Source organism: Pseudomonas sp. A6, from assembly GCF_052367875.1.
Classification (GTDB): Bacteria; Pseudomonadota; Gammaproteobacteria; order Pseudomonadales; family Pseudomonadaceae; genus Pseudomonas; species Pseudomonas citronellolis.
Map to the genome: position 1 here is coordinate 386,445 of NZ_CP198970.1, position 22,979 is coordinate 409,423.

Consider the following 22,979-nt stretch of genomic DNA (forward strand, 5'->3'; position numbering starts at 1 on the left):
CATGGGGGCCGGCGGCCTGGCGCCGTGGCGACTGTATGCAGAAATGCAGCGCCGTTTGCGTTTGCGCAGCGTCTTCGCAGAAGGGTAGCGCCTCCCCGGGGAAGGCGTAAGACAGGACTTTGGCCTAGTACACGTCGATTAACATGGCATGTTAATCTGATGCGCATTCTTCCGCGGAGGAGTGGACGATGATCGCCGTACGTGACGCCTGGGCGGCCGGGCTTCTGAAGTTGCAGAACTGGCCACGCAACCTGCTGGCCGGGGTCATCGTCGGGGTGGTCGCGCTGCCCCTGGCCATGGCCTTCGCCATCGCCTCCGGGGTCAAGCCCGAGCAGGGCCTGTACACGGCCATAGTGGCGGGCATCGCGGTGTCGCTGTTCGGCGGCAGCCGGGTGCAGATCGCCGGGCCCACCGGCGCCTTCATCGTCATCCTCGCCGGCATCACCGCGCGCTACGGCGTCGACGGCCTGCAACTGGCCACGCTGATGGCCGGGGTCATCCTCCTGCTGCTGGGCATCACCCGCCTGGGCAGCGTCATCAAGTACATCCCCGACCCGGTCATCGTCGGCTTCACCGCCGGCATCGGGGTGATCATCTGGGTCGGCCAGTGGAAGGACTTCTTCGGCCTGCCGGCGGTGGGCGGCGAGCACTTCCACCAGAAGCTCTGGCACCTGTTGCAGGCGCTGCCGCAGCTGCACCCGGCGACCACCCTGCTGGCCCTCTTAGGCCTGGCCGCGGTGCTCTACGGCCCGCGCCTGCCGTACCTGGGGCGGGTGCCGGGGCCGTTGCTGGCGATGGTGCTGGTCAGCGTGCTGCAGGCGCTGTTCCAGTTCGATGGCGTGGCCACCATCGGCAGCGCCTTCGGCGGCATCCCCCGCGGCTTGCCGGTGCCGAGCCTGCCGGAGATCAGCCTGCCGCGGATGCTGGAACTGATCGGCCCGGCCTTCGCCATCGCCATGCTCGGGGCCATCGAGTCGCTGCTCTCGGCAGTGGTCGCCGACGGCATGGCCGGCACCCGCCACGACTCCAACCAGGAGCTGGTCGGCCAGGGCATCGCCAACCTGCTGGCGCCGCTGTTCGGCGGCTTCGCCGCGACCGGCGCCATCGCCCGCACCGCCACCAACATCCGCAACGGCGGCAACAGCCCGATCGCCGGGGTAGCCCACGCGGCGACCCTGGTGCTGATTATCCTGTTCCTCGCCCCGCTGGCCTCGAGCATCCCGCTGTGCGCGCTGGCGGCGATCCTCTTCGTGGTGGCCTGGAACATGAGCGAGGCCCGCCACTTCGTGCGCATGCTGCGCCGCGCGCCCAGGGCCGACGTGGCCATCCTGCTGATCACCTTCGGCCTGACGGTGTTCAGCGACCTGGTGATAGCGGTGAACATCGGGGTGATCCTGGCGATGCTGCTGTTCATGCGGCGCATGGCTTCCTCGGTGGAGGTGCTGCAGCAGGGCAGCGCCGAGCTGCGGGGCGAACTGCAGGGCGCGCTGCCGCCGGGCGTGCTGGTCTACACCATCGAGGGGCCGCTGTTCTTTGGCGCGGCGGAAACCTTCGAGCGTGCCCTGGCGCAGACCCGCAGCGATCCGCAGTTGCTGGTGATCCGGCTAAGGCGGGTGCCGTTCATGGATATCACCGGGATGCAGACGTTGGAGGAGATGATCCAGCAACTGCGCAAGCGCGGGGTGACGGTGAAGCTCTGCGAGGCCAACCAGCGGGTGCGGCACAAGCTGGTGCGGGCGGGGATCATCGAGGCGGTGGGTAGGCGGAATTACCATGCCAGTTTTGCCATGGCGCTGGCGGCCTGCGAGGGGCGGGAGGAGGAGGGGGTTTCTTCGTAGGGAGGATTCGGCGCCGCCTGGGAGCAATCGCGGACGGAGTCCGCTCCTACGCCCGTGCCTCCCTGGGACCGGTCTCGCCAGCGCTTTTCGTAGGATGGGTTGAGCCTGCGAAACCCATGCAGTTGCGGTGATGGGTATCGCTTCGCTCAACCCATCCTACGAAAAGCCATGCTTCCTGGAACCGTAGGAGCGGACTCCGTCCGCGATCGAGCCGGCAGGCTGCTCCGGACTGGCCGGCGGCCCTCAATCCTGCCCGCCCACCTTCGGTTGCGTGGCATAGCTCACCCCGTGGCTCTCCAGGTAATCGCGGATCAGCTGGCGAACCACCTGGGACGGTGTCAGGTCCTGGCTGGCGCAGAGTTCCTCGAAGGCCTTCTTCTTCACCGGGTCGATCAGGACGGTCAGGCGGGCGGTGCGGTTTTCCATGGGTTCTACTTGTTCGGTTCGCGGATGTTAATCAAATTCTAATGCCCCATCCGCGCCCCTGTCATGGCGCCGTCCGCCGCAGCCGCCGCTGGCTCACTGTTCGCCGCGGATGTACTGCTCCAGCTGCTGGATCAGCTGGGCCTGCTCGGCGATGGCTTCCTTGACCAGGTCGCCGATGGACAACAGCCCCACCAGCTGGCCGTTCTCCACCACCGGCAGGTGGCGCAGGTGGCGCTCGGTCATGATGCTCATGCAGGTGTCGACGTTCTGCTGCGAATCCACCGTGACCACCGGCGAGCTCATGATGGCGCTGACCGGGGTGCCCACCGAGCTGCGGCCCTGGAGGATCATCTTGCGCGCGTAGTCGCGTTCGCTGACCACGCCCACCACCTGGCCGTTGTCCACCACCGGCAGGGCGCCGACGTTCTTCACCGCCATCACCCGCAGGGCGTCGAGCACCATCTCGTGTGGGCCTATGGTGTGCACCTGCTGGCTCTGCTTGGCGTGGAGGAGCTGTGCGACGGTCTTCATGCTGGATGTCCTTCTGCTGTTGTGCGCAGGGCCGATGCCCCGGTGTGGCCACAGGATCGGCAAGCGAGGCTTCCCGCACAATGCTGGAAACGGCATCGCCCCCATAGGAAAACGTCATGACCTTCCTTCTGACTTATAGCCAAATGCGCCGCGCCGCGCGACCGCCGAGGCTTTGCGCGGGCCCGGCGAGGCCGTAGCATTGAGGCCTGCCGCACCCCGCCTGCCGAGACCGCACCATGCACGACGACGACATCGACCTCCCCGAGCCGGAGCACGAGCACCTGCTCGACCACGAGTGGGACGAGGATTCCCCGGAGGATTTCGAGCACGACGCCACCGGCCTGCGCGACGAGCCCGAGGACGCTGAGGACGACTGGGACGACGAGGACAGCGACGCCCACTGGCACGACGACTGAGGCGCGCCGGCGCTCACTGCGAGGTGATGCGCCGGTACTCGTTCTGGTACTGGTCGAACGGCAGGTTGCTGCGCTGCAGCTTCTGCAGCTGGCGCTCCTGGTTCTCCACCGCCACCACCGGCTTGGCCGCCGCCTCCCGGCTGGCCACCGACTGGCCGGGCGCCGGGGCCGGCGCGGGGCGGGCCGGTTGCTCGGCCGGCGTGCTGGCCGGCATCGGCGCCTCCGGTAGCGGGTCGCGCTTGGCGATGCGCTGGGCGCTTTCGACTTCCTCGATGATCGCCTTGGAAATGTCCTTGAGCTGGCCTTCCAGCGCAGCCGGCTCGGCGGAGTCGGTCTCGTAGCGGCGCGAGCCCATCAGCCGGCCGCTGGGGCCGTCGGTGAAGCGCACGTTGACGCGCAGGCTGCCCTTGCCCAGGCCGTCGCCGTCGGCCTGCTGGCGCAGGCGGTCGACTTCCACCACCAGCAGCGTCGCCGGCAGCGCGGTGGGGCTCACCGCGCCGGCCTGCTCGCCCAGCTGGTAGTCGGACGAGGCCGCGCGGTCCGTGAGGATGCGCCGCCAGGCGCTGGTCAGCCGCGTCCAGCCCGGCGTCGCGGTCACGCTGGGGTCGCCCTGGAAGTTCACCAGCAGGCGGTTGCGGGTGTCGGCATAGGTGCTGATGGGGGAGAGCGCGTCGGCGCGCTTCACATCCGCCGCGCAGCCGGCCAGGCCGGCCACGAGGAGCAGTACGAAACAGGTACGCACGATGGCCTCCTTGGAAAATGCGCGGGCCGGGAGTTGCAAGTCTAGTCGGTGCTTTGGCGCTTGCAGGGCGCGGCGGCACATTTCCGTCGCCCGGCTGTTGGCCTGGCAACAGCGCATCAGCAGCTTGCCCGGCCGCGGACAGGACGATAACCCGGCGCCTGTTGCAAGTTCATGATCCGCAAGGCTTTCCGGCACTGGCACGGTTGCTGCTCCGGCCCTGGTGGAAGCCGCGTGGCGCCTGGCCGCGCGGCATGCAATCGCGCAACTCTCGGAGAGCAGAACCATGAGCCAGCAACCCATCCGCTTCGCCTACTGGGTGCCCAACGTCAGCGGCGGCCTCGTCGTCAGCAACATCGAGCAGCGCACCAGCTGGGACTTCGACTACAACCGCCGGCTGGCGCAGAGCGCCGAGAAGGCCGGCTTCGACTACGCCCTGTCGCAGATCCGCTTCACCGCCGGCTACGGCGCCGAGTACCAGCACGAGTCGGTGGCCATCAGCCACGCGCTGCTGGCGGCCACCGAGAAGCTCAAGGTCATCGCCGCCATCCTCCCCGGTCCGTGGAACCCGGCGCTGGCGGCCAAGCAACTGGCGACCATCGATCAGCTGACCGGCGGGCGCATCGCCGTGAACATCGTTTCCGGCTGGTTCAAGGGCGAGTTCCACGCCATCGGCGAGCCCTGGCTGGAGCACGACGAGCGCTACCGCCGCTCCGAGGAGTTCATCCGCGCGCTCAAGGGCATCTGGACCCAGGACAACTTCACCTTCAACGGCGACTTCTACCGCTTCCGCGACTACAGCCTCAAGCCCAAGCCACTGCAGCGCCCGCACCCGGAAATCTTCCAGGGCGGCAGCTCGCGGGCCGCGCGCGACATGGCCGCGCGGGTGTCGGACTGGTACTTCACCAACGGCAACACGCTGGAAGGCATCAAGGCCCAGGTCGACGACATCCGCGCCAAGGCCGCGGCCAACGGCCACGCGGTGAAGATCGGGGTGAACGCCTTCATCATCGCCCGCGACACCGAGGTCGAGGCCCGCGCGGTGCTGCAGGAGATCATCGACAAGGCCAACCCCGAGGCGGTCAACGCCTTCGGCCACGAGGTGAAGAACGCCGGCGCCGCCAGCCCCGAGGGCGAGGGCAACTGGGCGAAGTCCAGCTTCGAGGACCTGGTGCAGTACAACGACGGCTTCAAGACCAACCTGATCGGCACCCCGCGGCAGATCGCCGAACGCATCCTCGCGCTCAAGGCGGTGGGCGTGGACCTTGTGCTCTCCGGCTTCCTGCACTTCCAGGAAGAGGTGGAGTACTTCGGCGAGAAGGTCCTGCCGCTGGTGCGCGAGCTGGAGGCCGAGGCGCAGCGCAAGGCTGTTGCCTGACGGGCAACTGTTGGCTGCCGGACAGTGCTTCAACAAACAGTGTCCGGCCAGCGACTCGGCTGTCTTTGCTATCCAGTAAGTAGTTGATTTATAGGAAGAAAATTTCGGGCATGGATCGTGCTCAACCAGGACAGGGCCCGCTGCCGGGAGGTCCCGGCCCCACACGGGCCACTGTTCGCCACGAGGAAGACCATGTCCGTTTCTGCTGCCTATCCGATCAACCGCCCCGCCGCGCGGATCATCCGCGACGACGCCGAGGCCCTCCGCGTCGCCCACGAGGTCGCCGAGCTGCTGCTGGCCGGCGCTTCCGAGCGCGACCTCAACCGCTTGGTGCCGGTGGAGATCGTCGACGCCTTCTCCAACAGCGGCCTGTGGGGCATCACGGTGCCGCGCGAATACGGCGGCGCCGAGGTGTCCCACGCCACCCTGGCCCAGGTCATCGCCATCGTCTCGGCGGCCGACCCGTCCCTGGGGCAGATCCCGCAGAACCACTACTGCCTGCTGGAAGACATCCGCCTGCAGGGCACCGAGGAGCAGAAGCGGCACTTCTTCGCCCTGGTGCTGGAAGGCCACCGCTTCGCCAACGCGCTGTCGGAAACCGGCGGCAAGAACGTGCAGGACATCCGCACCCGCCTGGTCGCCGAGGGCGACGGCTACCGCATCGACGGCCGCAAGGGCTACTGCACCGGCTCGCTCTACGCGCACTGGCTGGGCGTGCTGGCGCTGGACGAGCAGGACCGCGCGCAGCTGGCCTTCGTCCCGCGGGAAAGCGCCGGGCTGACGGTGGTGGACGACTGGGACAGCATCGGCCAGCGCACCACCTCCAGCGGCAGCGTGCTGCTGGACGGCCTGCGCGTGCCGGCCTTCCACCTGTTCCCCAGCTACCGCTCCTACGAGAGCCCGACCCTGGCCGGACCCTTCGCCCAGATCACCACCGCCGCCATCGACGCCGGCATCGCCCGCGCCGCGCTGCGCGACACCATCGCCTTCGTCCGCGAGCAGGCGCGCCCGTGGATCGATGCGGGGGTGGAGAAAGCCAGCGAGGACCCGCTGACCATCATCCAGGTCGGCGGCCTGGACATCCGCCTGGAAGCCGCCGAGGCCCTGCTGGAACGCGCCGGCCGCGTGCTCGATGCCGGCAAGGCGGCGCCCGACGAGGACAAGGTGGCCGCCGCCTCCCTGGCCGTAGCGCGGGCCAAGGTGCTGACCACCGAGATCGCCATCGAGGCGAGCAACAAGCTGTTCGAACTCGGCGGCACCCGCTCCACCCTGCGCAAGCACAACCTCGACCGCCACTGGCGCAACGCCCGCGTGCACACCCTGCACGACCCGGTGCGATGGAAGTACCACCTGGTCGGCAACTGGCGGCTCAACGGCAAGCGCCCGCCGCGCCACGACTGGAACTGAGGGGGCGCCATGAGCAAGCAGATACGCCTCAACGCCTTCGCCATGAACACCGTCGGCCACCTCTCGCCCGGCCTCTGGTGCCACCCGCGCGACCAGGCGCGGCGCTATACCGACATCCACTACTGGGTCGAGCTGGCCAAGACCCTGGAACGCGGCAAGCTCGACGGCCTGTTCATCGCCGACGTGCTGGGCGTCTACGACGTCTACGGCGGCAATGCCGACGCCGCGCTGCGCACTGGCGCGCAGGTGCCGGTGAACGACCCGCTGCAGTTGGTCCCGGCGATGGCCGCGGCCACCCGCCACCTGGGCTTCGGCGTGACCGCCTCGGTGTCCTTCGAGCACCCGTTCCCCTTCGCCCGGCGCATGTCCACCCTCGACCACCTGACCGGCGGCCGCGCCGGCTGGAACATCGTCACCTCGTACCTGGCCAGCGGCGCGCGCAACCTCGGCCAGCAGCGCCAGCTGTCCCACGACCAGCGCTACGCCCTGGCCGACGAGTACCTGCAGGTCTGCTACAAGCTGTGGGAAACCAGCTGGGAAGACGACGCCGTGGTCGCCGACCGCGACAGCGGCGTCTATGCCGAGCCGTCCAAGGTCCACGGCATCCGCCACCAGGGCGAATACTTCCAGGTGCCCGGCTTCCACCTCTGCGAACCCTCGCCGCAGCGCACCCCGGTGCTCTACCAGGCCGGCGCCTCCAGCCGTGGCCGGGCCTTCGCCGCGGCCAACGCCGAGTGCGTGTTCGTCGCCGCGCCGAGCAAGGCGGTGCTGAAGAAGCAGGTGGCCGACCTGCGCGAAGCGGTGCGCGCCGCCGGGCGCGAGCCGGGCGACGTGCTGGTGCTGGAGCAGCTCACGGTGATAGTCGCGCCGACCGACGCCGAGGCCCTGGCGCGCCTGGCCGAGTACCGCGAGTACGCCAGCGCCAGCGGCGCCCTGACGCTGATGTCCGGCTGGACCGGCATCGACTTCGCCGAATACGCCCCCGGCCAGGTGCTGCGCGAGGTGCCCAGCGATGCCATCCAGTCGGCGGTGGAAGCCTTCACCCGCGCCGACCCGACGCGCACCTGGACCACCGCCGAGATCGCCGACTACTGCGCCATCGGCGGCGACGGCCCGGTGCTGGTGGGCTCGCCGCAGACCGTGGCCGACCAGCTGCAGGAATGGGTGGCGGAAACCGACGTCGACGGCTTCAACCTGGCCGGCGTGGTCATGCCGGAAACCTTCGAAGCGGTGGTCGACCTGCTGGTGCCGGAGCTGCAGGCCCGCGGCCTGTTCAAGCGCGACTATGCCGAGGGCACCCTGCGCCACAAGCTGTTCGGCGCCGGCGACCGCCTGGCCGCGCCGCACCCGGTCGCCAACCTGCGCGAGGAGGCCCGGCGATGAACGAGTGGCTGGCCAACGTCGACTGGAGCGAGATCGCCCAGGCCTGCCTGGACACCCTGAGCATGCTCGGCGCGGCCCTGGGCTGCACCGTGCTGCTGGGGCTGCCGCTGGGCGTGCTGCTGTACCTCACCGGCCAGCGCCAGCTGCTCGACTCGCCGCGCCTGTACCGGGTGCTCTCGGTGCTGGCCAACGTGCTGCGCTCGATGCCCTTCATCATCCTGCTGATCGTGCTGATCCCCGCCACCGAGCTGCTCACCGGCACCTCGCTGGGCGTGCGCGGCGCCATTCCGCCGCTGGTGGTGGGCTGCACGCCGTTCTTCGCGCGGCTGGTGGAAAGCTCGCTGCGCGAGGTCGACCGCGGCCTGGTGGAAGCGGTGCAGGCGATGGGCGCGAGCACCCGGCAGATCGTCTTCCACACCCTGCTGCCGGAAGCGCGCACCGGGCTGATCGCGGCCATCACCGTGACCGCCATCGTGCTGGTCGACTACACGGCCATGGCCGGGGTGGTCGGCGGCGGCGGCCTGGGCGACCTGGCCATCCGCTTCGGCTACCAGCGGTTCCAGACCGACGTCATGGTGGTCACCGTGCTGCTGCTGATCCTGCTGGTGCAGGCCCTGCAGATGAGCGGCGACCGCCTGGTGCGCCACTACACCCGGCGCTGAATCCAACACCCGCTCGCGGCGGCCGGGAAAACGCCGCCGCTGGCCCCACGTCCAACCCACGACGGCCATTCCAAGAAACCACTGATCGGAGCAAACAGCATGAAGAAAGTCCTGGCCGCCCTGGCTGCCGTAATAGCCATCAACGCCCACGCCAACGAGCACCTGGTGGTCGGCGCCACCCCGGTGCCCCACGCGGAAATCCTCGAATTCGTCAAACCGGCCCTGGCCAAGGAGGGCGTGGACCTGGAAGTGAAGGTCTTCAACGACTTCATCCAGCCCAACCTGCAGCTGGCGAAGAAGAACCTCGACGCCAACTACTACCAGTACCGCCCGTTCCTCGACGACTTCAACAAGACCCGCCACACCAACCTGGTGCCGGTGGTGGGCGTGCACATCGAGCCCTTCGGCGCCTACTCGGCCAAGTACAAGAGCCTGGCCGAGCTGCCCGATGGCGCCAGCGTGGCCATCCCCAACGACCCGGTGAACACCGGCCGCGCCCTGGTGCTGCTGGCCGAGGCCGGGCTGATCAAGCTCAAGGACCCGAGCAATCCGCAGTCCACCGAGCGCGATATCACCGACAACCCCAAGCACTTGAAGATCCGCGAACTGGAAGGCGCCATGCTGGCGCGTTCGGTGAAGCAGGTCGACCTGGCCTTCGTCTTCGCCAACTACGCGCTGGAAGCCGGCATCGACATCAAGAGCGCGCTGATCGTCGAGAAGGGCAAGGACCTCTACGTCGAGTTCCTGGTGGCGCGTCCGGACAACATCCAGGACCCGGGCATCCAGAAGCTGGCCAAGGCGCTCAACTCGCCGGAAGTGCGCAACTTCATCCTGACCCGCTACAAGGGCGAGATCGCCCCCGGCTTCTGATGTGACCCGGCGCGGCGCCCAGGACGGGCGCCGCGCCCGGCAGGAACGCACCCATGGTCAGCTTCAACCATTCGCAGCCCCTGGCGGCTGCCACCCACATCCGCCTGCGCGGCCTGGCCAAGCACTACCTGGCCGGCGGCCGGGAGGTGCAGGCGCTGCACGGCATCGACCTGGAGATCCGCCGCGGCGAGGTGTTCGGCATCATCGGCCGCAGCGGCGCCGGCAAGTCCTCGCTGCTGCGCTCGCTCAACCGCCTGGAGCGGCCCAGCGCCGGCCAGGTGCTGGTCGACGGCGAGGACATCGGCGCCTTCGACGACGCGCGCCTGGCGCAGCTGCGCCGGCGCACCGGGATGATCTTCCAGCACTTCAACCTGATGGCCTCGCGCAGCGTCGGCGACAACGTCGCGCTGCCCCTGGTGCTGGCCGGCGTGCCGCGCGTCGAGCGCGAGCGGCGGGTGGCCGAGCTGCTGCAGCTGGTGGGCCTGGCGGACAAGCGCGAGGCCTACCCGGCGCAGCTCTCCGGCGGGCAGAAGCAGCGCGTCGGTATCGCCCGCGCACTGGTGCTGCAACCGGACCTGCTGCTGTGCGACGAGGCCACCTCGGCGCTGGACCCGGAAAGCACCCAGTCGATCCTCGCGCTGCTGCGCGACATCAACCACCGATTGGGCCTGACCATCGTCCTCATCACCCACGAGATGGAAGTCATCCGCGACCTCTGCGACCGCGTGGTGGTGCTGGAGCGCGGCCGGGTGGTGGAGCAGGGCGAGGTCTGGGAAGTGTTCGGCGACCCGCGCCACGAAGTGACGCGCAGCCTGCTCGGCACGCTGCACCATGACGCCGACGGGGATGCGGCGGGCGAGGGTCTGCTGCTGGACCTGCACTACAGCGGCGCCAGCGCCCGCGAACCGGAGCCGGCCGCCATCGGCCGCGAACTGGGCTACGAGGTGCGCCTGGTGCAGGCCAGCCTGGAGCGCATCCAGGGCCGCTCCCTGGGCAGCCTGCGGCTGCGCGTGGCGGCGCCGGCGGCGGAGCGCGAGGCGGTAGTGGCGCGCGCGCAGGCGCTGGCCGATCGGGTCAGCCTGGTGGGCAGTGCCTGACGGGGCTCAGATGGACAGCCGCACCACGCGGTTGTCCAGCGCCTGCTCCGGGCCGCGGCGCTTGTTCACCACCAACTCGCCGATGGCGATCAGCCGCGTGCGCGTGACGTTGCGCGACAGGCCCAGCAGGTTGGCGGTGTGCACCTGGTTGTGGTGGCAGAAGCGGTAGGCGGCGCGCAGCAGGCTTTCCTCGACGCGTTCGTAGAGCGCCCCGGCGGATTCCTCGAACAGCCGGCGGAAGGCGCGTTGCAGCAGTTCCTCGGCGGACTCGCCGCCACTGGCCGCGGGGCTGCCGGCATGGCCGGCGGGGGCTTCCTCCTGGCGTTCCAGGCGCAGGTTGGACAGGCGCAGGTCGTCCTCGCGCACCAGGCCGTCGCGGCAGGTCAGCAGGCTGTGGTGGATGACGTTCTCCAGCTCGCGGATGTTGCCCGGCCAGCCGTAGCCCACCAGCTTGCGCTCGGCCTCGGCGCTGAGCTGCACCTGGCCGTAGCCCAGGCGCTCGCTGTAGCTGCGGATGAAGTGGCGGGTCAGCGGCAGGATGTCGCCGGGGCGTTCGCGCAGCGGGTGCAGCTGCAGGGTGACGACGTTGAGGCGGTAGTACAGGTCCTCGCGGAAGTGCCCGGCGTTGATCGCCCGCTCCAGCTGCACGTTGGTGGCCGCCAGCACCCGCACGTTGATCGGGATGCTCTTGCGCGAGCCCAGGCGCACCACCTCGCGCTCCTGCAGCACGCGCAGCAGCTTGACCTGGATGGGCATCGGCAGGTCGCCGATCTCGTCGAGGAACAGGGTGCCGCCGTCGGCCTCTTCGAACCAGCCGGCCTTGGCGCTGAGGGCGCCGGTGAAGGCGCCCTTCTCGTGGCCGAACAGCTCGGCCTCCACCAGGGATTCGGAGAATGCCCCGCAGTTCACCGCGACGAAGGGCCCGTTGCGCCGCCCGCTGAGGTTGTGGATGTGCCGCGCCACCAGCTCCTTGCCCGTGCCGGTTTCGCCGATGATCAGGACGCTGGCCTCGCTGGGGGCGACCTGTTGCAGATGGGCGAGCAGCGCCTGCGATTTCGGGTCTTCGAAGACCTGTGCGGTCGCCCGGATCGAGGTGGCCAGTGCGGGGGAGGGGGGTAGCGTCAGCAGTTGCATGTCTCTGCCTCAGGAATAGAAGGTGGGTGTCGGCCGCGTACCGTTGAGCGCCCAGTCCCCCAGCTCGTGGAGCTTGTAGTCCAGCGGGTCGTGCAGGGATTGGGTGCGCAGGTTGCGCCAGAAGCGGTCCAGGCGCAGCGAGGCGTGGGTGGCGCGGGCGCCGGTGACCTCGAACAGGCGGTTGCAGATGTCCAGGCCGGCGCGGCTGGCGGCGACCTTGGCGGTGGCGATGGCCACCGCCAGCTGCGCGCGCTCCTCGGCGCCCAGGGCGTGTTCCTTGCGCCAGGCCTCGTCGAGCAGCGCGGCGGCGCGCTGCACTAGCAGGCGCACGCTCTCCAGGCCGACCCAGAACTCGCCGTAGTGGCGCAGCACGTACGGGTCCTCGCCGACGCTGCGGGCGCTGGAGCGGAACCACGGGCGGCTTTCCTTGAGGCTGTACTGCCGCGCCTCCTCGAAGGCGCCCTCGGCCACGCCGAGGAACAGGTTGGCGAACAGCAGCTGGGCGATCAGCGGGCGCAGGCAGGCGAAGGGCGTGCTCAGCGGGCCCGGGTCGAGCAGCAGCTCGGATTCCTCCACGCGCACCCGTTCGAAGGTGGCGCTGCCGCTGTCGGTCTGCCGCTGGCCCATGTTGTCCCAGTCGCCGTGCAGGGTGATGCCGGTGCGGCCGCTGGGGATGGCGGCGATCAGCAGCTTGCCGCCGGCGCTTTCGTCCACCGCCGAGGCGATGAGCATTTCCGAGTCGCTGGCGCCGGAGCAGAAGCTCTTCTTGCCGGAGAACTCGCGCCAGCCGTCGAACTTCTTCACCACGGTGCGGGTGTCCAGCGGGTTCAGGGCGTTGCCCCAGAACCAGTGCTTGCGCGCGGTCTGCTCGAACCACGGCTGCCACTGCTCGGGGCGGGCGAACAGGCGCACGGTGGCCAGCATCAGGTGCTGGAAGCCGAACACGTGGGCGATGGAACTGTCGACGCGGGCGAACTCGCGGGTCACTTCCAGGGCCTCGCTCCAGCTGGCGCCCAGGCCGCCGTACTGTTTGGGGATGACCAGGCCGAGCAGGCCGCTGCGGCGCAGGGCGTCGCGCTCGGCCTTCGGCGTGCCGCCGAGCCGGTCGCGCTCGACGGCGCTTTCGGCGAATTCCGCCGCCAGCTGGCGGGCCAGTTGCAGCGGGCTGAGGATGGAGGCTTGTGCCGGCGAATTCATCGGGCGGCTCCTCAGGCGATGCGGCGCAGCGCGCGGTGGTCGCCGAACAGCGGCAGGGCGCGCTCCACGGCCAGGCGGATGCGCGCCTGGAGCAGTTCGCAGCTGATGCGGTAGTCCTTGAAGTCGGCCTCGCTGGCGTACACGCCCAGGGGCAGGGTCAGGGACTGGAAGAAGCTGAACAGCGGGCGCAGCTGGTGGTCGATGACCAGCGCGTGGCGCTGGCTGCCACCGGTGGCGGCGAGCAGCACCGGAGTGCCGATCAGGGCGTCCTGGCCGATCAGGTCGAACAGGTGCTTGAGCTGCCCGGGGTAGGAACCGCGGTACACCGGCGAGGCCACCAGCAGCAGGTCGGCGCCCTCGATGGCGCGTAGCTGCGCCTCCACTGCCTCCGGCAGCTCGGCGCGGCTCAGGGCGCCGCCCACCGGGCGGGCGATGTCGGCCAACTCGATGAGCTGGACCTCGGCGTCCAGGTGGCGGCCGATCTCGGCGAGGATGGCCTCGGTCAGGACCAGGGTGCGCGAGGGGCGATAGGCGCCGCCGGATACGGCGACCACTTTCAAGGGGGCAGTCATGTTCGGTTTCCTGTGCTGTTGCCCTGCCGGCAGGGCGGGTTCAGGTCGGGTTTCGCAAGACCTGTGCCAGGACTCAAGCCATTGATTGGTATGGGTATTCATCAAGTGTTGCTGGGCGAACTGTTGGCTGGCGGCTAGTTGCTGCTGGGCAACTGTTGGCAACGCAACAGTGGAGCGGCCGTCGATTCCTGCGCAGTTATAGAGGAATCGAGGTTGAGGTAAAAAAGAATAAATTCAGATTTTATTATTCTTTAATTGAATATACGGGCCGCAAGCCGCGTCAGGCGGCGCCCTGGCCGCGGAACTCGCTAGGCGACAACTGCGTGTGCTTGCGGAAGAAGCGGCTGAAGTAGCCGACGTCGGAGAAGCCCTGGTCGTGGGCGATGGCCTTGATGCTCTGGCGCGAGTGGGCCAGCTCGCGCTTGGCCTCCAGCACCAGGCGCGCGTTGATCACCGCCATGGGGCGGCGCTGGCCGCCCTGGCGGTGTGCGCCCAGGGCCGCCGCGCGGAGCGGGCGAAGGTGGCGGGCGCCGGTTCCTGGTGAACCGGGCTTGAATGCGCAACGCCGGTCAGTTTCCTGACCGGCGTTGTCGTTGCGAAGCCTGGGCGGGCACTCAGCGGAACGCCGGCACCACGTGCTTGATGAACAGTTCCAGGGACTTCTTCTTCTGCTCGTAGGGCAGGCTGTTGTCGGCCCAGAAGCTGAACTCGTCGACGCCCAGCTCCTGGTAGTGGCGGATGCGCGCGATGATTTCCTCGGGGGTGCCGATCATGGTGTTCTTGCGGATGTTCTCCAGCTCGAACTCCGGGCGCTCCTTGAACTTCTCCTCGGGGCTGGGCGGCAGCAGGCCGTTGACCGGGGTCTGCTTGTTGCCGAACCAGGCGTCGAAGGTGCGGTAGAAGCGCGAGATGGCCTCGGCGCCGACCTTCCAGCCTTCCGGGTCGTCGGCGCTGTGCACGTGGGTGTGGCGCAGCACCATCAGTTGTGGGCGCGGCACGCCGGGGTTGTTGGCCAGGGCCGCCTCGAACTTGTTCTTCAGGTCGACCACTTCCTCGTCGCCCTTCATCAGCGGGGTGACCATCACGTTGCAGCCGTTGGCCACGGCGAAGTTGTGCGAGTCCGGGTCGCGCGCGGCGATCCACATCGGCGGGGTGGGCTTCTGGATCGGCCGCGGCGAGGAGGTGGCGGTGGGGAACTTCCAGATCTCGCCGTCGTGGGCGACGTCGCCCTGCCACAGCGCGCGCACCACCGGGACCATCTCGCGCAGGTACTTGCCGCCCTCGGTGGCCGGCATGCCGTTGGCCATGCGGTCGAATTCGTATTGGTAGGCGCCGCGGGCCAGGCCCACTTCCATGCGGCCGTTGCTGATCACGTCGAGCAGGGCGCATTCGCCGGCCACGCGGATGGGGTGCCAGAAGGGCGCGATGATGGTGCCGGCGCCCAGGCGGATGGTTTCGGTGCGGGCGGCCAGGTAGGCCAGCAGTGGCATGGGGCTGGGCGAGATGGTGTATTCCATGGCGTGGTGCTCGCCGATCCACACGGTGCTGAAGCCGCCTGCCTCGGCCATCAGCGTCAGTTCGGTGAGTTCCTCGAACAGCTGGCGGTGGCTGGTTTGCTCGTCGTAGCGCTCCATGTGCACGAACAGGGAAAATTTCATATCGCTTACCTCGAACCTTTTTTGTATCCGGCGCTGGGCGGGCCGGCGGATGGGATGCGCCTGCGCGCACCGCTGCTTCGGGGAATGGGCGCGATCATGGCGATTGGCCACAAACGTGCTGGGTGTCCGTGGTTTATTGGTATACCATAATACGGAATATCTGCAAGGCGTTTCTGCCCGGCGCCACCCCAAGGAGTTAAGGATGAACCTCAAACAGAAACTGATCCTGGCCTTCGCCGCCATCGCCAGCCTGCCGGTGCTGCTGGTCGCCGTGCTGGTGATCTTCAACCTGCGCGGCGAAGCGCGGGAAGGCTTCATCGACAGCAGCAGCCGGGAGATCCGCCAGGTGGAGAACGCCATGCAGTTGTTCTTCGACGGCATCGCCCAGAACGTCGAGTACCTGGCCGCGCACCCGCAGCTGCAGGCCATCGACGGCAGCCTCAAGCAGTACATCGGCGCCGACGCCGCGCAGCACCCGGCCGGTGAGCTGGACCGCCAGGTGTTCGACCTGTTCGCCGGCCTGGCCCACAGCCACCCGGACTATGCGTACGTGTCCCTGGGCACCCGCGACGGCGGCTACGCCTTCTGGCCGGGCGACGACAAGCTGGCCAGCTACGACCCGCGCAGCCGCCCCTGGTACCAGTCGGCCATGGCCCAGCCGGGCCGCACCCTGCGCACCCACGCCTACTACTGGGCGGCGGACAAGGTGGTGCTGGTCAGCAGCGTGCGCACCTTCGCCAACCGCCTCGGTGAGCAGGGCGGGGTGGTCAACATCGACGTTTCGCTCAAGCGCCTGACCGACATCGTCAAGGGCATCCGCCTGGGCGACAGCGGCTACCTGATGCTGATGGAAGGCGACGGCACCGTGCTGGTCGACCCGCACCAGCCGGAGCACAACTTCAAGAAGCTCGGCGAGCTGGGCGCCGGCTATGCCAGCCTGGCCAGCGCCGACAAGGGCCTGGTGGAGGTGGAGATCGACGGCGAGCGCTACCTGGCCAACGTCTGGCCGTCGGAGGGCCTGGGCTGGCGCTTCGTCGGCCTGATCAAGGAAAGCGAGGTGATGGCCGGGGCGACGCGCCTGACCTGGCTGGTCGGCCTGATTGCCGCGGTGATAGCGCTGGGCTTCGCCGGCGTGGGCGCCGTATTCGCCGGCCTGGTGGTGCGCCCGGTGCGCGCGGTGGCCGATGGCCTGGAAGGCATCGCCCAGGGCGACGGCGACCTGACCGGGCGCCTGGCGGTGCGCGGCCGCGACGAGACGGCGCAGCTGGCCGGCTGGTTCAACCAGTTCCTCGAGGCCATCCGCCGCCTGGTGCAGCACATCGGCCAGGCCGCCTCCGGCATCCACCAGAGCGCCGGCAGCGCCAGCGGCACCTCCCAGGCCCTGGCCGAGGCCGCGGCGCGCCAGCGCGAGGCGGTGGACATGGTGTCCACGGCGTTCAACGAGATGGTCATGACCGCCAACGAGGTGGCGCGCTCCTGCAGCCAGGCGGCGACTTCCGCCGACAGCGGCCAGCGCCAGGCCCACGACGGCCAGCAGCAGATCGACGAAGCGGTGGACAGCGTCGGCCGCCTGAGCGAGGAAATCGCCGGTTCGGCCGGCGCCATGCGCCAGCTGGAGCAGGACAGCAACGACATCCAGTCGATCCTCGGCACCATCCGCTCCATCGCCGAGCAGACCAACCTGCTGGCGCTCAACGCGGCCATCGAGGCGGCCCGTGCCGGCGACCAGGGCCGCGGCTTCGCCGTGGTGGCCGACGAAGTCCGCGCACTGGCGCGGCGCACCGCCGAATCCACCGGTGAGATCGACGCGCTGCTGGGCAACCTGGCCCGCCGCACCCACGACACCGGCCGGCAGATGCAATCCAGCCTGGAGGCCTCGCAGCGCACCGTCGGCTCCATCCGCGAGGCCCGCGCCTGCTTCGGCGCCATCCGCGAATCGGTGGACGTGATCCGCGACATGAACGCGCAGATCGCCACGGCGGCGGAGGAACAGCACCAGGTGGCGGAGGAGATCAACCGGCACATCGCCCAGATCCACCGCGACGCCCAGGAAGTGGCTGGGCTGGCGGAGGCCACGCGGGGGGATGCGCAGACGTTGAATGGGCTGTCGGAGGAGTTGAATCGGTTGGTGTCGCGGTTCAGGACCTGATCGAGGTGGTGGGGCTGTTCGTGCCACCGGGGTGTCCGGTGTGGCCGGTGAGTCCAATCGCGGACAAAGTCCGCTCCTACGCCCGAGCTCCCCTGTAACCGTAGGAGCGGACTCTGTCCGCGATTTGGATTTCCAGAGAAATAGCCGAGCGCACCGGAACGCCCCTTCAGAAGGCCGAGCGAAACCGGCGCTCAGGAGGTCATGCGGCATGGATGCCGCGAGAGCCCCGATAGGCTGCAGGAACGTAGGCGAGGGAGTTGTTTGACAAAAGGGGGCTCGCCCGAGGGGGCGAAACAAGAAACATCAATAAACTCGGTGCGGCGCGCTACGCCAAGCCCCCAAGCCCCTGGGTTTCCGCGTTCGCGGGAATGACGAATTGGAAGGATGGCGCCTGACCGACACGCTGCTCAGGACAGCCCCCTCTCCCGCTTGCGGGAGAGGGTTGGGGAGAGGGCGCTCTTGAACCCAGCACCTACGCCCCGGGAAACACCGTTCGCGAGCAAGCTCGCTGGCAATCGGCGTCACGCCAAAGCCGGCAACGCCCCCATCTTCCCGCGGCAATAAACCATCGGCTGCACCCGCTGCTCCGGCACCACCAGGTTCTTCACCGCGCCGACCATGATCGCGTGATCCCCACCCTCATACTCACGCCACAGCTCGCACTCGATCACCGCAGTCGCGCCCTCCAACAGCGGATTGCCCAGCTCGCTCAGCTGCCAGTCGATGCCCTGGGCCTTGTCCTTGCCCTTCTTGGCGAAGCTGTAGGCCTCGCGCTGCTGCTCGGCGGAGAGCAGGTGGATGGCGAACTGCTTGCGGCGGATCAGCACCGGGTAGGAGTCGGAGGTGTAGTTGGGGCAGAACAGCACCAGCGCCGGGTCCATCGACAGCGAGCTGAAGGCGCTGGCGGTCAGGCCCACCAGCTGGCCGTCCTCGTCCAGGGTGGTGATCACGGTCACGCCGGAGGGGAAGGAGCCCATGACTTGCTTGTAGAGGTTGGCGTCGATCATTGCGGTTACCTGCTGCCACGGGGGCGGGCGGTGGAGGAATTATTTTCGTCTGATGGTATACCGTATTATTGAAAGTTCAAGCCCCTGGATGACCGCCAGTCGGTTGCCGACGAACGTCGCGCTCGCGGCTGGAATCCGCATGTGGACTGGGCTCGAAGGCTTCGGCGGGATGCCGGGAGGGACGCCTGGATAGACCATGGTCGGAGCCGTTGGCGGGGAAGGGGCTTGTCGGAATTTTGGAATACCATAATATGGTGTTCGCCTGGGCATGCCTGCCAGCCCTTTCCGGGGCTTGCTGCCGAAGGCAAATTTCATACGTGGCTTTCGTACAAAGAAGACAAGAAGATGCTGTCCATGATGTTCCCCCGCCGCGCCCCCGACCGGGCCTGGCTCGATGATTCCCCGAGGTTGCACCCGTCCCTGGACCGCCGGTCCTGCGCCAGGCCGTCCGCGGCCTGATTCCTGCAACCCCGATTCCCGACTGTCCGCGCCCGCAGTGGATCGACGTCGGCCGCCCGGCCGGCCGATCCGCGCTCGCGCCCGGCCATCCGCAGCGAGCCAGAAGATGTCCCATACCGAGTCCACCCCGCTCATCGAGAACCACACCGTCGACTACGTGCCCCCGGCCGAGCGCCATGGCCGTGCGCGCGACCTGTTCACCCTGTGGTTCAGCACCAATATCGCGCCGCTGCCGGTGGTGACCGGCGCCATGGTGGTCCAGGTCTACCACCTGGACCTGCTCTGGGGGCTGGTGGCGATCTTCCTCGGGCACATGCTCGGCGGCGTCGGCATCGCCCTGGCCTCGGCCCAGGGGCCGCAGCTGGGCATTCCGCAGATGGTGCAGAGCCGCGGCCAGTTCGGCCGCTACGGCGCGCTGCTGATCGTATTCTTCACCGCGCTGATCTACCTGGGCTTCTTCATCTCCAACATCGTCCTGGCCGGCGAATCCATCCACAGCATCGCCCCGGCCGTGCCGCTGCCGGCGGGCATCCTGCTCGGCGCCCTGGGCGCCACCGCCATCGGCGTGATCGGCTACCGCTTCATCCACACCCTCAACCGCATCGGCACCTGGGTGATGGGCGGCGCGCTGCTGGTGGGCTTCGTGTGGATCTTCTGCCAGCAGCTGCCGGCGGACTTCTTCAGCCGTGGCGGCTTCAACCTCTCCGGCTTCGTCGCCACCCTGTGCCTGGGCATCATCTGGCAGGTCAGCTTCTCGCCCTACACCTCGGACTACTCGCGCTACCTGCCGGCCAGCGTCGGCATCGCCAGGCCGTTCTTCGCCACCTTCTTCGGCGCGGTGCTGGGTACCAGCCTGTCGTTCAGCTTCGGCGCAGTGGCGGTGCTGGCCACGCCCGAAGGCACCGAGGCCATGGCCGCGGTGAAGCAGGCCACCGGCGTGTTCGGCCCGGCGCTGATGGTGCTGTTCCTGCTCAACATCATCAGCCACAACGCGCTGAACCTGTACGGCGCGGTGCTTTCCATCGTCACCTCGATCCAGACCTTCGCCGCCGCCTGGACACCCAGCGTGCGCCTGCGCGTGGCGCTGTCCTCGGTGGTGCTGGCCGGTAGCTGCCTGGTGGCGCTGAGCGCTTCGGCGAACTTCATCTCGCAGTTCATCGGGCTGATCCTCACCCTGCTGCTGGTCCTGGTGCCCTGGGCCTGCATCAACCTGATCGACTTCTACCTGGTCAAGCGCGGGCGCTACGACATCGCCTCGATCTTCTGCGCCGATGGCGGCATCTACGGGCGCTTCAATCCGCACGCGATCATCGCCTACGCCATCGGCATCCTGGTGCAGCTGCCGTTCGCCAACACCGCGCTCTACGTCGGGCCCTACGCCAATTACCTGGAAGGCGCCGACCTGTCCTGGCTGGCCGGCCTGCTGGTGACCTGCCCGCTGTACTACTGCCTGGCCACCCGCGGCCAGGCTCGCGAAAGCCTGCAGCAGGGTCGTCTGGGCCTGGCCGACTGATTCCTCGTTCCACTCTCCGCCCCGCCCCGAGAGCAGCTCTGGCGGGGCTTTTTTTTGCCTGTGGGAAAGGGCGTGGGATTGGCGGGCAGGCATGGACGGGAGACTTGGCGTCAACCTGTAACTGCGCCGAGGTGCCCTTCGTAGGAGCGAGCTTGCTCGCGAACAAACGCCGTGCCATGCGGTTCGCCTGTAGGAGCGGGCCCTGCCCGCGATTCGCGCGCAGGGCGCGCTCCTACATGGGAATGGCGGGGGTGGGGCAGCGTAGGAGCGGATCTTATCCGCGAAACGCGCCAGTGGTTCCGGCTATCGCGGACAAGGTCCGCTCCTACGGGGGAGGAATACCGTGCCTCCCGGCAATCTGTAGGAGCGGGCCCTGCCCGCGATTTTGCGCGTAGGGAATGGTGTGGGTGGGGGGCGTAGGAGCAGATCTTATCCGCGAAGCGCGCCGGAGGTTCCGGCTATCGCGGACGGAGTCCGCTCCTACGGGGAAATGTGGCGCGGGTGGGGGGCGCAGGCAAAAAAAAGCCCCCGGCCGCCACAACGGCCGGGGGCGCAAGGGACTTCAAAGGGTCAGTGCGCGCCCTTCACCAGGTCGCTTTCGTTCCACTGGCTGTAGACGCAGGCGTCGGCCGCGGCCCAGCGCACGCGCACCGGGCTGCCCGGGTGCAGCGGCTGGCCGCCGGAGAGGGCCTTGAGGGTCAGCTGGGTGCCGCCCACGGTGGTCACGCTGCAGGTCTGGCTCTCGCCGAGGAACACCACTTCCTGCACGGTCGCGCCCACTTCGTTCCAGCCGGCCTGCAGGGGCTGCGCGGCGGCCTGTTCGGCGCTCAGGGCCAGGGCCTTTTCCGGGCGGACCATCAGCACCAGGTCCTGGCCTTCGCGCAGGCCGCCGGTGGGGCGGATGGCCAGGCTGGCGCTCTCGAAGCGCGCCGCGGCATTGCCCTGGGCCTGCACGCGGAGGAAGTTGGAGTTGCCGAGGAAGGAGGCGACGAAGGTGTTCGGCGGGTTCTGGTAGAGGTCGTAGCCGCTGCCCAGGCCGACGATCTTGCCGTGGCTGAAGATGGCGATGCGCTGGGACAGGCGCATCGCCTCTTCCTGGTCGTGGGTGACGTAGACGATGGTGATGCCCAGCCGGCGGTGCAGGTGGCGCAGTTCGTCCTGCAGGTCTTCGCGCAGCTTCTTGTCCAGCGCGCCCAGGGGTTCGTCCATCAGCAGGATGCGCGGCTCGTAGACCAGCGCGCGGGCGATGGCCACGCGCTGCTGCTGGCCGCCGGAAAGCTGCGCCGGGCGGCGCTGGGCGAATTTCTCCAGCTGCACCAGCTTGAGCATGGCGTCGACGCGGCGCTCGCGGGCGTCGCCCTTCTGCTTGCGGATGTCCAGCGGGAAGCCGATGTTGTCGCGCACCGACAGGTGCGGGAACAGGGAGTAGCGCTGGAACACCATGCCGATGTCGCGCTTGTGCGGCGGCACGTTCACCAGCGACTTGCCTTCCACCAGGATTTCGCCGCTGCTGGGCGTCTCGAAGCCGGCCAGCATCGACAGCGTGGTGCTCTTGCCCGAGCCGCTGGAGCCGAGGAAGGTGAGGAATTCCCCGTCGCGGATGTCGAGGTTGATGTTGTCCACGGCGGTGAAGTCGCCGTAGTGCTTGTTCAGGTTGCGCAGGCTGACCAGGGTCCCGCCCTGCGCGGTTTCTTGAATGACGGCACTCATTGTCTGACTCCTCGCGCTCAGGCGCTGACTTCATTGCGCCGGCGCAGCAGCGCGGCGGCGAGCATCACCAGGACCGACAGGCCGATCAGCAGCGTCGAGGCGACGGCGATCACCGGGGTCAGGTCCTGGCGCAGGGTGGTCCACATCTTCACCGGCAGGGTCTGCAGGGTCGGGCTGGCCATCATCACGCTGAGCACCACCTCGTCCCAGGACACCAGGAAGGCGAACAGGCCGCCGGCGACCATGCCCGGGCGGATGGCCGGGAAGGTCACCTTGAACACCGCCTGCAGGCGCGAGGCGCCGCAGATCACCGCGGCGTCCTCGGTGGACTGGTCGAACAGCTTCAGCGAGTTGATGATCGAGATGATGGTGAAGGGCAGGGCGACTATCACGTGGCTGACCACGAAGGCGAACAGCGTGCCGGTGTAGCCCAGCTTGAGGAACAGCGCGTACACCGCCACGGCGATGATCACCAGCGGCACGATCATCGGCAGGGTGAACAGCCCGTAGAGCAGCTCGCGGCCGGGGAACCTGCCGCGCACCAGGGCGAAGGCGGTGGGCAGGCCCAGGGCCACCGCGCAGATGGTGGTCAGCACCGCGACCTTGAGGCTGGCCAGGGCCGCGTCCATCCACTCGGGGTTGGCGAAGAACTGGACGTACCACTTCAGCGTCCAGCCCGGCGGCGGGAACACCAGCCACTGCGAGGAGCCGAACGACAGCAGCACGATGAACACGATCGGCAGCAGCAGGAAGGCGGCGATCAGGCCGGTGGTGAGGTACAGCCCGCCGCGCAGGCGCGGGCCCATGGCATTGGGGGAGAGCAGCATGGCGGC

At 68.5% G+C, this 22,979-nt stretch carries 20 protein-coding genes and 2 pseudogenes; 11 read left to right on the forward strand and 11 right to left on the reverse strand.

The window, feature by feature from the left end:
- The first annotated feature begins 188 nt into the window (after positions 1 to 188).
- A complete protein-coding gene (locus ACTWJ5_RS01665; RefSeq protein ID WP_074978104.1) occupies positions 189 to 1,838 on the forward strand; it encodes a SulP family inorganic anion transporter in 1,650 nt (549 codons plus the stop codon).
- A gap of 243 nt (positions 1,839 to 2,081) precedes the next feature.
- On the opposite strand, the gene ACTWJ5_RS01670 is transcribed toward ACTWJ5_RS01665, so the two are convergent.
- Positions 2,082 to 2,264 carry a ribbon-helix-helix domain-containing protein gene (locus tag ACTWJ5_RS01670; RefSeq protein ID WP_009615001.1) on the reverse strand — a complete coding sequence of 61 codons (183 nt, stop codon included), beginning with the start codon at positions 2,262 to 2,264 and terminating at the stop codon, positions 2,082 to 2,084.
- A 93-nt stretch (positions 2,265 to 2,357) separates the two neighbouring features.
- Positions 2,358 to 2,795: a CBS domain-containing protein gene (locus ACTWJ5_RS01675; RefSeq protein ID WP_009615003.1), complete on the reverse strand. Its 438-nt coding sequence runs from the start codon at positions 2,793 to 2,795 to the stop codon at positions 2,358 to 2,360.
- Positions 2,796 to 3,031: 236 nt separating this feature from the next.
- On the opposite strand from ACTWJ5_RS01675, the gene ACTWJ5_RS01680 reads away from it, so the two are divergent.
- Entirely contained in the window at positions 3,032 to 3,211 is a 180-nt protein-coding gene (locus tag ACTWJ5_RS01680; protein WP_009615004.1) for a hypothetical protein, read from the forward strand.
- Between the two features lie 13 nt (positions 3,212 to 3,224).
- Here ACTWJ5_RS01680 and ACTWJ5_RS01685 read toward each other — a convergent pair whose 3' ends face one another.
- A complete protein-coding gene (locus tag ACTWJ5_RS01685; RefSeq protein ID WP_444437345.1) occupies positions 3,225 to 3,953 on the reverse strand; it encodes a hypothetical protein in 729 nt (242 codons plus the stop codon).
- A gap of 283 nt (positions 3,954 to 4,236) precedes the next feature.
- Here ACTWJ5_RS01685 and sfnG point away from each other — a divergent pair, with 283 nt between their 5' ends.
- The 6 genes from sfnG (at position 4,237) to ACTWJ5_RS01715 (ending at position 10,747) form a co-directional block, all read left to right on the forward strand.
- On the forward strand, positions 4,237 to 5,328 hold the full coding sequence (gene sfnG, locus ACTWJ5_RS01690; RefSeq protein ID WP_444437346.1) for a dimethylsulfone monooxygenase SfnG: 1,092 nt from the start codon (positions 4,237 to 4,239) through the stop codon (positions 5,326 to 5,328).
- A 192-nt stretch (positions 5,329 to 5,520) separates the two neighbouring features.
- Positions 5,521 to 6,735, forward strand: a complete 1,215-nt coding sequence (locus ACTWJ5_RS01695) for an SfnB family sulfur acquisition oxidoreductase (RefSeq protein WP_444437347.1) — start codon at positions 5,521 to 5,523, stop codon at positions 6,733 to 6,735.
- Between the two features lie 9 nt (positions 6,736 to 6,744).
- Complete coding sequence (locus ACTWJ5_RS01700) at positions 6,745 to 8,118, forward strand: LLM class flavin-dependent oxidoreductase (RefSeq protein WP_444437348.1); 1,374 nt, start codon at positions 6,745 to 6,747, stop codon at positions 8,116 to 8,118.
- A complete protein-coding gene (locus ACTWJ5_RS01705; protein ID WP_009615009.1) occupies positions 8,115 to 8,780 on the forward strand; it encodes a methionine ABC transporter permease in 666 nt (221 codons plus the stop codon). Before ACTWJ5_RS01700 ends, ACTWJ5_RS01705 begins: the two co-directional genes overlap by 4 nt.
- A 99-nt stretch (positions 8,781 to 8,879) precedes the next feature.
- Positions 8,880 to 9,650 (forward strand): MetQ/NlpA family ABC transporter substrate-binding protein, encoded by a 771-nt coding sequence (locus ACTWJ5_RS01710; protein ID WP_253407893.1) that lies wholly within the window; start codon positions 8,880 to 8,882, stop codon positions 9,648 to 9,650.
- 53 nt (positions 9,651 to 9,703) lie between these two features.
- On the forward strand, positions 9,704 to 10,747 hold the full coding sequence (locus tag ACTWJ5_RS01715; RefSeq protein ID WP_444437349.1) for a methionine ABC transporter ATP-binding protein: 1,044 nt from the start codon (positions 9,704 to 9,706) through the stop codon (positions 10,745 to 10,747).
- A gap of 6 nt (positions 10,748 to 10,753) precedes the next feature.
- Here the strand turns inward: ACTWJ5_RS01715 and ACTWJ5_RS01720 are convergent, their stop codons facing one another.
- The 5 genes and pseudogenes from ACTWJ5_RS01720 to ACTWJ5_RS01740 form a co-directional block, all read right to left on the reverse strand.
- Positions 10,754 to 11,881, reverse strand: coding sequence for a sigma-54 interaction domain-containing protein (locus ACTWJ5_RS01720; RefSeq protein ID WP_009615012.1), 1,128 nt, complete (start codon positions 11,879 to 11,881; stop codon positions 10,754 to 10,756).
- Between the two features lie 9 nt (positions 11,882 to 11,890).
- The gene (locus ACTWJ5_RS01725) at positions 11,891 to 13,078 is read right to left on the reverse strand and encodes an acyl-CoA dehydrogenase family protein (protein WP_074978086.1); all 1,188 of its coding nucleotides are present in this window, start codon (positions 13,076 to 13,078) and stop codon (positions 11,891 to 11,893) included.
- 11 nt (positions 13,079 to 13,089) lie between these two features.
- Positions 13,090 to 13,650 (reverse strand): FMN reductase, encoded by a 561-nt coding sequence (gene msuE, locus ACTWJ5_RS01730; RefSeq protein WP_069862595.1) that lies wholly within the window; start codon positions 13,648 to 13,650, stop codon positions 13,090 to 13,092.
- 280 nt (positions 13,651 to 13,930) lie between these two features.
- Positions 13,931 to 14,113 (reverse strand): annotated as a pseudogene (locus ACTWJ5_RS01735) (helix-turn-helix domain-containing protein); the annotation flags it as partial.
- 151 nt (positions 14,114 to 14,264) lie between these two features.
- A complete protein-coding gene (locus tag ACTWJ5_RS01740; RefSeq protein WP_074978084.1) occupies positions 14,265 to 15,308 on the reverse strand; it encodes an LLM class flavin-dependent oxidoreductase in 1,044 nt (347 codons plus the stop codon).
- A 358-nt stretch (positions 15,309 to 15,666) separates the two neighbouring features.
- Between ACTWJ5_RS01740 and ACTWJ5_RS01745 the strand changes: the two are divergent.
- A pseudogene (locus tag ACTWJ5_RS01745) lies at positions 15,667 to 16,551 on the forward strand (cache domain-containing protein); the annotation flags it as partial.
- Positions 16,552 to 16,758: 207 nt separating this feature from the next.
- On the forward strand, positions 16,759 to 17,457 hold the full coding sequence (locus tag ACTWJ5_RS01750) for a methyl-accepting chemotaxis protein (protein WP_444439713.1): 699 nt from the start codon (positions 16,759 to 16,761) through the stop codon (positions 17,455 to 17,457).
- A 521-nt stretch (positions 17,458 to 17,978) separates the two neighbouring features.
- Here the strand turns inward: ACTWJ5_RS01750 and ACTWJ5_RS01755 are convergent.
- Entirely contained in the window at positions 17,979 to 18,464 is a 486-nt protein-coding gene (locus ACTWJ5_RS01755) for a flavin reductase family protein (protein WP_058072608.1), read from the reverse strand.
- A 565-nt stretch (positions 18,465 to 19,029) separates the two neighbouring features.
- Here ACTWJ5_RS01755 and ACTWJ5_RS01760 point away from each other — a divergent pair.
- On the forward strand, positions 19,030 to 20,436 hold the full coding sequence (locus tag ACTWJ5_RS01760) for a purine-cytosine permease family protein (protein WP_444437350.1): 1,407 nt from the start codon (positions 19,030 to 19,032) through the stop codon (positions 20,434 to 20,436).
- A 570-nt stretch (positions 20,437 to 21,006) separates the two neighbouring features.
- Here ACTWJ5_RS01760 and ACTWJ5_RS01765 read toward each other — a convergent pair.
- Both ACTWJ5_RS01765 and ACTWJ5_RS01770 read right to left on the reverse strand, forming a co-directional pair.
- Positions 21,007 to 22,146 (reverse strand): ABC transporter ATP-binding protein, encoded by a 1,140-nt coding sequence (locus tag ACTWJ5_RS01765; RefSeq protein WP_116424683.1) that lies wholly within the window; start codon positions 22,144 to 22,146, stop codon positions 21,007 to 21,009.
- Between the two features lie 17 nt (positions 22,147 to 22,163).
- A complete protein-coding gene (locus ACTWJ5_RS01770; RefSeq protein ID WP_116424684.1) occupies positions 22,164 to 22,973 on the reverse strand; it encodes an ABC transporter permease in 810 nt (269 codons plus the stop codon).
- Positions 22,974 to 22,979 lie beyond the last annotated feature (6 nt).

Excerpts from the sequence above, each read along its gene's own strand:
- ACTWJ5_RS01665 (WP_074978104.1), top strand. The coding sequence starts at position 189 with ATGATCGCCGTACGTGACGCCTGGGCGGCCGGGCTTCTGAAGTTGCAG.
- ACTWJ5_RS01670 (WP_009615001.1), bottom strand. The coding sequence starts at position 2,264 with ATGGAAAACCGCACCGCCCGCCTGACCGTCCTGATCGACCCGGTGAAG.
- ACTWJ5_RS01675 (WP_009615003.1), bottom strand. The coding sequence starts at position 2,795 with ATGAAGACCGTCGCACAGCTCCTCCACGCCAAGCAGAGCCAGCAGGTG.
- ACTWJ5_RS01680 (WP_009615004.1), top strand. The coding sequence starts at position 3,032 with ATGCACGACGACGACATCGACCTCCCCGAGCCGGAGCACGAGCACCTG.
- sfnG (WP_444437346.1), top strand. The coding sequence starts at position 4,237 with ATGAGCCAGCAACCCATCCGCTTCGCCTACTGGGTGCCCAACGTCAGC.
- ACTWJ5_RS01695 (WP_444437347.1), top strand. The coding sequence starts at position 5,521 with ATGTCCGTTTCTGCTGCCTATCCGATCAACCGCCCCGCCGCGCGGATC.
- ACTWJ5_RS01700 (WP_444437348.1), top strand. The coding sequence starts at position 6,745 with ATGAGCAAGCAGATACGCCTCAACGCCTTCGCCATGAACACCGTCGGC.
- ACTWJ5_RS01705 (WP_009615009.1), top strand. The coding sequence starts at position 8,115 with ATGAACGAGTGGCTGGCCAACGTCGACTGGAGCGAGATCGCCCAGGCC.
- ACTWJ5_RS01710 (WP_253407893.1), top strand. The coding sequence starts at position 8,880 with ATGAAGAAAGTCCTGGCCGCCCTGGCTGCCGTAATAGCCATCAACGCC.
- ACTWJ5_RS01715 (WP_444437349.1), top strand. The coding sequence starts at position 9,704 with ATGGTCAGCTTCAACCATTCGCAGCCCCTGGCGGCTGCCACCCACATC.
- ACTWJ5_RS01720 (WP_009615012.1), bottom strand. The coding sequence starts at position 11,881 with ATGCAACTGCTGACGCTACCCCCCTCCCCCGCACTGGCCACCTCGATC.
- ACTWJ5_RS01725 (WP_074978086.1), bottom strand. The coding sequence starts at position 13,078 with ATGAATTCGCCGGCACAAGCCTCCATCCTCAGCCCGCTGCAACTGGCC.
- msuE (WP_069862595.1), bottom strand. The coding sequence starts at position 13,650 with ATGACTGCCCCCTTGAAAGTGGTCGCCGTATCCGGCGGCGCCTATCGC.
- ACTWJ5_RS01740 (WP_074978084.1), bottom strand. The coding sequence starts at position 15,308 with ATGAAATTTTCCCTGTTCGTGCACATGGAGCGCTACGACGAGCAAACC.
- ACTWJ5_RS01750 (WP_444439713.1), top strand. The coding sequence starts at position 16,759 with ATGACCGCCAACGAGGTGGCGCGCTCCTGCAGCCAGGCGGCGACTTCC.
- ACTWJ5_RS01755 (WP_058072608.1), bottom strand. The coding sequence starts at position 18,464 with ATGATCGACGCCAACCTCTACAAGCAAGTCATGGGCTCCTTCCCCTCC.
- ACTWJ5_RS01760 (WP_444437350.1), top strand. The coding sequence starts at position 19,030 with ATGTCCCATACCGAGTCCACCCCGCTCATCGAGAACCACACCGTCGAC.
- ACTWJ5_RS01765 (WP_116424683.1), bottom strand. The coding sequence starts at position 22,146 with ATGAGTGCCGTCATTCAAGAAACCGCGCAGGGCGGGACCCTGGTCAGC.
- ACTWJ5_RS01770 (WP_116424684.1), bottom strand. The coding sequence starts at position 22,973 with ATGCTGCTCTCCCCCAATGCCATGGGCCCGCGCCTGCGCGGCGGGCTG.